The organism is Mesorhizobium sp. CNPSo 4688 (assembly GCF_057784295.1).
Genome location: NZ_JBWLUY010000051.1, coordinates 1 through 8,005, shown reverse-complemented (window position 1 = coordinate 8,005; position 8,005 = coordinate 1). Strand labels below are relative to the sequence as shown.

At 62.8% G+C, this 8,005-nt stretch carries 8 protein-coding genes and 2 pseudogenes; 3 read left to right on the top strand and 7 right to left on the bottom strand.

From position 1 onward, the window contains the following. Nucleotides 1–285: thermonuclease family protein (locus AC04SH_RS34235; protein ID WP_488577264.1), on the top strand; the 285-nt coding region annotated here is incomplete at its 5' end. A gap of 36 nt (nt 286–321) precedes the next feature. Further along, nucleotides 322–515: pseudogene (locus tag AC04SH_RS34230) on the top strand (SOS response-associated peptidase); the annotation flags it as partial. 322 nt (nt 516–837) lie between these two features. On the opposite strand, the gene AC04SH_RS34225 reads toward AC04SH_RS34230, so the two are convergent. The 6 genes from AC04SH_RS34225 to AC04SH_RS34200 form a co-directional block, all read right to left on the bottom strand. Next, the gene (locus tag AC04SH_RS34225) at nt 838–1,218 is read right to left on the bottom strand and encodes a hypothetical protein (RefSeq protein ID WP_488578033.1); all 381 of its coding nucleotides are present in this window, start codon (nt 1,216–1,218) and stop codon (nt 838–840) included. 168 nt (nt 1,219–1,386) lie between these two features. Beyond that, complete coding sequence (locus AC04SH_RS34220) at nt 1,387–1,533, bottom strand: hypothetical protein (protein ID WP_023686592.1); 147 nt, start codon at nt 1,531–1,533, stop codon at nt 1,387–1,389. Nucleotides 1,534–1,612: 79 nt separating this feature from the next. Then, nucleotides 1,613–1,867, bottom strand: coding sequence for a GlsB/YeaQ/YmgE family stress response membrane protein (locus AC04SH_RS34215; RefSeq protein ID WP_112562748.1), 255 nt, complete (start codon nt 1,865–1,867; stop codon nt 1,613–1,615). A 106-nt stretch (nt 1,868–1,973) separates the two neighbouring features. Next, on the bottom strand, nt 1,974–2,180 hold the full coding sequence (locus tag AC04SH_RS34210) for a hypothetical protein (protein WP_488578032.1): 207 nt from the start codon (nt 2,178–2,180) through the stop codon (nt 1,974–1,976). Nucleotides 2,181–2,269: 89 nt separating this feature from the next. Continuing rightward, nucleotides 2,270–2,890 carry a ribonuclease D gene (locus AC04SH_RS34205; protein ID WP_477233305.1) on the bottom strand — a complete coding sequence of 207 codons (621 nt, stop codon included), beginning with the start codon at nt 2,888–2,890 and terminating at the stop codon, nt 2,270–2,272. A gap of 135 nt (nt 2,891–3,025) precedes the next feature. Beyond that, complete coding sequence (locus tag AC04SH_RS34200; protein WP_488578031.1) at nt 3,026–4,411, bottom strand: M20/M25/M40 family metallo-hydrolase; 1,386 nt, start codon at nt 4,409–4,411, stop codon at nt 3,026–3,028. A gap of 442 nt (nt 4,412–4,853) precedes the next feature. Here AC04SH_RS34200 and polA point away from each other — a divergent pair, with 442 nt between their 5' ends. Further along, nucleotides 4,854–7,802, top strand: a complete 2,949-nt coding sequence (gene polA / locus AC04SH_RS34195) for a DNA polymerase I (protein WP_488578030.1) — start codon at nt 4,854–4,856, stop codon at nt 7,800–7,802. Between the two features lie 59 nt (nt 7,803–7,861). Here the strand turns inward: polA and AC04SH_RS34190 are convergent. Further along, a pseudogene (locus tag AC04SH_RS34190) lies at nt 7,862–8,005 on the bottom strand (IS5/IS1182 family transposase); the annotation flags it as partial.

Genomic DNA, 8,005 nt, shown 5'->3' with positions numbered 1-8,005 from the left:
TGGCCCTGCGGCAGGTATGCGCGTGACCACATTCGCCATCTCATTGCCTCTGGGGATGTATCCTGCACCATCGAAGGCAAGGACCGCAATGACGACGATGTCGGCGTCTGCTTCGTTGGGAGCATCGATCTCGCGCGCGACCTGGTAAAACACGGATTGGCGGTCGCCGACAAACAAGCGCCTCGATACCTTGCCGAAGAGCGCGAAGCCCGCAGTGCCAAACGCAACTTGTGGGCAGGGGAATTTATCGACCCCGGCGAATATAGACGGGGTGGACGCCCATAGTTTCGAGATGGCCTTCCATTTTGGCTAACCGCCGCTGTCCATCTGGCGCCGGAAGATTACATGCGGTGGCTTGGGCCGGAGCCGGATCCGCGTGACCTGATGAGCCGTTCCCGTCCGACCTGATGACGATGTGGCCGATCGACAGCAAGGTCGGCAGCCCGCGCAACAACACGCCCGACATCATTGATAGGATCGGCCTAGGCCGTGAACCCATAAACGGCCAGAAATGACCGGCGCACGGATAGCTTAGTTCGTCGGCAAAGAGGTGCCAATCGCGGTCACGCAGTGATCGCTATTTCGACGGCCCTATTCCGGCAGTGATCGCGCTGTTCGAGCCCCTGATTTTGGCGCTGGCAAGCAGTCGCGCCCGCCGCGAAGGAACAATCCTCGCGTGGCATTTTGTCCGGGCGCCAAGGCCCGAGCCATTCTCAGCCGCGACCAGGCAGTCGCGGACATGATCCGCGTTGGGGCGCGATCGCAAATGGTCGCAGCCTCGCGTTCGACCGCGCCCCAAAATCATCCGTCACCAGGTAATCACCTGGTGGACATGCGTCAGCCGACCGCCGCACGAACCGAGAGCGCTGCCCTGGACGATTGCATAACCTCGCCGACATGGCAGTAGCAGACGATCTCGTGCAGTTGGTGGTCGGTCAGCTCGAAGAAGCGCTTGGCTTCGCCATAGCTGTCGTCTTTCAGACCTTCGTCGTGCAATATGGGGTCCGTGAAGGCAACCGCTATCGGCGAGCCATCGCCTCGCATGACATCGCGCTCCGGCGGGGCACGGTATTCAGTCCCGGCGAGCGCGGTCAGGAGCCGGCTGGGCTCACGTTCAAGAAGCTCGGCCCAACGTACGAGACGTTGGGTTCGGCTCATTACCGGCTGTGTGTTGACCTCGGCCACTGCATGCAGTTGGTCCAGTGTTTGGTGTTTCATGGCAACCTCCTAGTAATAGGTTGGTTGACCCCAAACGCCCTATATCGACATCATAGCGCCGAAGCGTCGATCCGTCATTCGAATTCCATGTCGGGGCAATCGCGGGAGACCTCGCCAATGCCTTTTTACATGCAGCCAGCCGGCGCCCCGCCGCCGTCGACGGCAGGCTCAATTCTGCTGGATCGAAATGCCCTTGTCGTCGATCTTCAGTTCGACGCCCTTTGGCTTGGTCTGTTCGTGATAGACATACGCACCGAGCGCGATGACCACGACAACGAGCGCGCCGACGAGAAGGTAGAGTGTATTCTGCTTCACGGCGCGCTCCTTTGGGAAAATCCCATGGGAAAGCGCGCAGCGCTTTCCCATGGGATTGCGTTAGATAAAAATCCGAGCCTCATGCTCGCTTCAGGACCTTGACCAGCACCAGCAGGATAACGGCGCCGATCGTGGCGTTGATGATGGCAGCGAGAATGCCGCCGCCGATGGCAAAGCCGAGCCTTGGGAATAGCCAGCCGGCGATCAAGGCGCCGATAATACCGACGACGATATTGCCGATCAGGCCGAAGCCGAAGCCCGAGACGATGAGGCCGGCGAGCCAGCCGGCAATGGCGCCGATGATCAGGAAGATGAGAAGGCTTTCGATGCCCATGGCGAGTCCCTCCAGGATGAGAGGCGGCTGCGGAGCGGACGGCCCCGAATCGGCCTCATTTTCAACGGCTTCACGCTATGCGAAAGCACATCAACCCGCCAGCGGCTCACTGATCGTCGTTATCGTCAGTGGAGGCAGGCCGCCAACTGGTCGGGTCGACCTTCTTCTGGGTGTCGCTGTCGGTGTAGACCCACCAGGCGCCGTCGCGGTACTGCCCGACGGATTCGCTGACGACACCGGCGCCGTCCTTCCACAGGACAGTGACCTTGGACCCGTCCGTCGGGGCGGTTGCTATCGGCTTTCGGTCTGCCATGTCATCCCCTCTCGTCGCACATCCGTCCGGAATGCGCAGAACAACGCCGCCACCCCCATCCGGTTCCAGCGGAACGAAGGGCCGAACCATCAGCTGTGCGCAAAAATATCCTCTTCGTCCCAGCCCATCAGATCGAGCTTGGCACGCGTCGGCAGGAAGCGGAAGCAGGCGTCGGCTTCCTTGGCGCGCCCGTCCCGCGCCAGCCGTCCGGCCAGCACATCGCGCAGACGGTGCAGATAGAGCACGTCGGACGCAGCATATTCGAGCTGTTCAGGCGACAAGGTCTCGGCCGCCCAGTCCGACGATTGCTGCACCTTGGAAAGTCCGACGCCGAGCAGTTCGAAGCAGATGTCCTTCAGCCCGTGCCGGTCGGTATAGGTGCGGGTCAGCCGCGAGGCGATCTTGGTGCAGAACACCGGCTCCGGCATGACGCCGAAGGCATTGTAGAGCACGGCGAGGTCGAAACGGCCGTAGTGGAACAGTTTGGTGATGCCGCGGTTCCTGAGCAGGCTGACAAGGTTCGGCGCCTTCTTCTGGCCGGGCGCGATCTGAACCACGTCGGCGGAGCCATCGCCCGGCGAGATCTGCACCACGCACAGCCGGTCGCGGTGCGGGTTCAGCCCCAGCGTCTCGGTGTCGATGGCCACTGCGTCGACATTGTAGTGCGAGAGGTCGGGCAGATCGTTCTTGTGGAAGCGGATATCGCTCATTGTCTTCTCCGGATCGCGGCCTGCAGCGCCGCGCATCTCTTGAGATGCGCAAAGGACGCTGCAGCATATTGAAGTCGTCGGTCGTCCTCGCCGCGATCCGCTGAAAAATCAACCAGAAACTGGTTTCCCGCTGCTTCAGCGCATCAGCGCATCGAGAATGCGCGCCCAGGAGCGCTGGCCCTTGTGGAAGGAGGTCAGCTCGTATTTCTCGTTGGGCGAGTGGATGCGGTCGTCATCGAGGCCGAACCCGACAAGCAGCGATTCCATGCCGAGATAGGTCTGGAAGTCGCCAACGACGGGAATGGAGCCGCCGCCGCCCGTGGTTACCGCCGGCTTCGGCCATTCATCCGACAGCGCGTTCTTGGCCTTGGCCAGGAACGGCGAGTCATAGGAGAGCTGGATCGCCGGCGAACCGCCATGGGGATGGAACTCGACCGAACAGTCCCCAGGAATCCGCTCCCTGACGAATTTCTGGAACGCCGCGCGGATCTTCTCGGGGTTTTGCTTGTGGACAAGGCGGAAGGAGATTTTCGCCGACGCCTCCGCCGCGATCACCGTCTTGAACCCTTTGCCGGTATAGCCGCCGATAATGCCGTTGAACTCGGCCGTCGGCCGCGCCCAGGTCAGTTCGAGCACCGAGCGGCCCTTTTCGCCCGACGGGATCGACAGGCCGATCGGCCCGAGGAAGGTCTCGGCGGTCTCGCCGAGCGTCTCCCAGGACTTCAGGATCTGCGACGGCGTTTCCTCGACCCCGTCATAGAAACCGGGAATGGTGATGTGGCCGTTCTCGTCATGGATGTCGGCGAGAATCTTCGCCAGGATGCGGATCGGATTGGCGGCAGCGCCGCCATAAAGACCCGAATGCAGGTCGCGATCGGCAGCCTTGACCGTGATCTCCTCGCCGACCAGTCCGCGCAGACCGACGCAGATCGACGGCGTCTCGCGGTCCCACATGCCGGTATCGCAGACCAGGGCGAAGTCGGCCTTGAGTTCTTCGGCATTGGCCTCGAGGAACGGCTTCAGCGACGGCGAGCCGGACTCCTCCTCGCCCTCGAACAGGATGGTGATGCGGCAGGGCAGATTGCCATGCACCTGCTTCCAGGCGCGGCAGGCCTCGACGAAGGTCATCAGCTGCCCCTTGTCGTCGGCCGAACCACGCCCGGTGATTACCTTGTGGCCGGGCTCGATCTCCTTGACCGCCGGCGCGAACGGATCGCTCTCCCAAAGCTCGATCGGGTCGACCGGCTGCACGTCGTAATGGCCGTAAAACAGCACATGCGGCGAACCGGCTGGGCCGTCATGATGCGCAACCACCATAGGGTGTCCGGGGGTGTCGCGCACCGAAGCGTCGAAGCCGATCAGCTTGAGCTCCGACACCAGCCATTCTGCGGCCTTGCGGCAGTCGGCGGCATAGTCGGAATCGGTGGAGATCGACTTGATGCGGAGCAGGCCGAACAGGCGCTCCAGACTCTGGTCGAGATTTTTATCGAGACGGTCGAGGACGGGGGAAATGGTGGACATTATCACGGGCCTTTCTTTTCGGTGCCGGGACCGTAAAGGCAGCGCATCAAAACGAAAAGCCCGCGATCGTTGGACCACGGGCCGGAATTTGCTTGTTGAAAGGCAAAAAAAGAGCCGCCGTGGTGGAGGGGGAACCACGGCGGCCTTTACTCGAAACGTTGCGGCAGCCCGGAGAGGGGGGATAGGCTGCCGCAGTTGTCCGGGATAGGCGGGGGACGGGCCTTGCTCCGGACTCGGCGAAAACTGCCGATGACATGTATTTGTGTCTTCGAACGTGGCGTTTCAAGGGCATGAAAATTACACTTTTGTAACATGGTTGTGAGCAGCCGAGGTCCATACCGAGGCATTCACAGGCCGCCTCTGTCAGGATGGCGCCGCAACGCCTGTTGGAAGCGTGCCTTTGCCATGGACCGCGCCGCCCTGCCGCGCTATCCCTGCCGGCATGAAAAAAGGCGATCATCTCTTCCTTATCGACGGCTCCGGCTACATTTTTCGTGCCTACCATGCGCTGCCGCCCCTGACCCGCAAATCCGATGGCCTGCCGGTCGGCGCCGTCTCGGGCTTCTGCAACATGCTGTGGAAGCTGATGCAGGATGCCCGCAACACCGATGTAGGCATTGTGCCGACGCATTTCGCGGTCATTTTCGATTATTCGTCGAAAACCTTCCGCAACGAGCTCTACCCCGAATACAAGGCCAACCGCTCGGCCCCGCCCGAAGACCTGATCCCGCAATTCGGCCTGATCCGCCAGGCTACCATCGCCTTCAACCTGCCCTGCATCGAGATGGAAGGGTTCGAGGCCGACGACCTCATCGCCACCTATTGCAAGCTTGCCTGCGAGGCCGGCGGCGACACCACCATCATCTCCTCGGACAAGGATCTGATGCAGCTGGTCGGCCCCACGGTCGGCATGTACGACCCGATGAAGGACCGCCAGATCGGCATCCCCGAAGTCATCGAGAAATGGGGCGTGCCGCCGGAAAAGATGATCGACCTGCAGGCGCTCACCGGCGACTCCGTCGACAATGTGCCGGGTGTGCCCGGCATCGGGCCGAAGACGGCAGCGCAATTGCTGGAACAGTTCGGCGACCTCGACGGGCTGCTTGCGCGCGCCAGCGAGATCAAGCAGGACAAGAGGCGTGAATCCATCATCGCCAATGCCGACAAGGCGCGCATATCGCGTCAGCTGGTGACGCTGAAGAACGATGTACCGGTCACCGACGGGCTCGACGATTTCGTGCTGCACGCGCCAGATGGGCCGAAGCTGATCGGCTTCCTCAAGACCATGGAATTCACCTCGCTGACCCGCCGTGTGGCCGAAGCGACCAGCACCGAAGCCGGCGATGTCCAGGCCGTTGCCGTCATGGTCGAGCGCGCCGACACCGCGCACGGCCCCGATGTCGGGTCCGGCGCACCGCCTGTTGCTCGCGGCGGCGGAACCAATGATGCATCCCAAGCTGAAGCCAAGGCTGATACCGCCAAGGCCGGCGATACCCCGTCCTTGCTTTCAGCACTTCGTCTCGAAGCGGCATCCGCCGCCAGGATCGACCCGGCCGCCTATGTCGCGATCCGCGACACGGCAACGCTCAAGACTTGGCTGGCCCAGGCGAAGGAGACCGGCATCGTCGCTTTCGACACCGAGACCACGTCGTCCGACCCGATGCTGGCCGACCTCATCGGCTTCTCCCTGGCTGTCGGACCCGGCCGCGCCGCCTACGTGCCGCTCGCCCACAGAACCGGCGCAGGCGACCTGCTCGGCGGCGGCGCGCTGGAGAACCAGATTCCGGTCCGCGAGGCGCTGGCGCTGCTGAAGCCGCTGCTCGAGGACAGATCGGTGCTCAAGATCGCCCAGGACGCCAAATACGACATCGTCGTGATGAGCCGCCACGGCATCGACATCGCGCCTTTCGACGACACCATGCTGATCTCCTATGTGCTCGACGCCGGCACCGGCCACCACACTTTGTCGTCGCTTGCCGACAAATGGCTTGGCCATGCGACGACCCCGCTCAAGGATCTCGCCGGTTCCGGCAGAAGCTCCGTCGGTTTCGAGCAGATCGACATCGACAGGGCGACCGCCTACGCCGCCGGCCACGCCGACGTGACGCTCAGGCTGTGGCAGGTGCTGAAGCCGCGGCTGGCGGCCAAGGGGCTGGTCTCGGTCTATGAACGGCTGGAGCGGCCGCTGGTGCCGGTACTGGCCCGGATGGAGCAACGCGGCATCTCGGTCGACCGCCAGATCCTGTCCCGTCTCTCCGGCGAGCTGGCGCAAGGTGCGGCACGGCTGGAAGAGGAAATCTACGGCCTCATCGGCGAGCGCATCAACATCGGTTCGCCAAAGCAGCTCGGCGACATCCTGTTCGGCCGCATGGGCCTGCCCGGTGGTTCCAAGACCAAGACCGGGCAATGGTCGACCTCGGCGCAGCTTCTGGAGGATCTCGCCGCCGAAGGCCACGAACTGCCGCGCAAAATCGTCGACTGGCGCCAGCTGACCAAGCTGAAATCGACCTATACCGACGCGCTGCCCGGCTTCATCCACCCCGACACCAAGCGCGTCCACACCTCCTATGCGTTGGCCGCGACGACGACGGGCCGGCTGTCCTCGTCCGATCCCAATCTGCAGAACATCCCCGTGCGCACCGCCGAAGGACGCAAGATCAGGACGGCTTTCATCGCCGACAGGGGCCAGAAACTGGTCTCGGCCGACTACAGCCAGATCGAACTCCGCGTGCTTGCGCATGTCGCCGAGATACCGCAGCTGACCCAGGCCTTCGCCGACGGCGTCGACATCCATGCCGTCACTGCCTCGGAAATGTTTTCCGTGCCGGTCGAGGGCATGCCTTCGGAAGTGCGCCGCCGCGCCAAGGCGATCAATTTCGGCATCATCTACGGCATTTCGGCCTTTGGGCTGGCCAACCAGCTGTCGATCCCGCGCGAGGAAGCCGGCGCCTACATCAAGAAGTATTTCGAACGCTTCCCCGGCATTCGCGACTATATCGAGGCGACCAAGGCCTATGCCCGCGAACATGGCTTCGTCGAAACCATCTTCGGCCGCCGCATTCACTATCCGGAGATCCGGTCGTCAAACCCGTCGATCCGCGCCTTCAACGAGCGCGCCTCGATCAACGCCAGGCTGCAAGGCACCGCCGCCGACATCATCCGCCGCGCCATGGTGCATATGGACGAGGCGCTGGAGAAGGCAGGCCTGTCGGCCCGCATGCTCTTGCAGGTGCATGACGAATTGATCTTCGAGACGGTGGAGGCCGAAGTCGAGGCGACGATCCCGGTGGTGCGCCGCGTCATGGAAAACGCCCCGATGCCGGCAATCTCGATGTCCGTGCCACTGCATGTCGATGCACGGGCGGCGAACAACTGGGACGAGGCGCATTAGCACTCCGCCGCTTCGTCATCCTAGGGCGAAGCAAGGAGCGAAGCGACGCGGCGCAGACCCTAGGGCGTGGACTCAACGTGTCGCAGCCAAATCCTTAGGGAGGCGAGGGTAAGAGTTGCGAGGAAGTTTCGACCAAGCTTGTCGAAGCGGGTAGCGGCCCTGCGGAACTGCTTGAGTTTGCAGAAGAAGCGCTCGATGCGGTT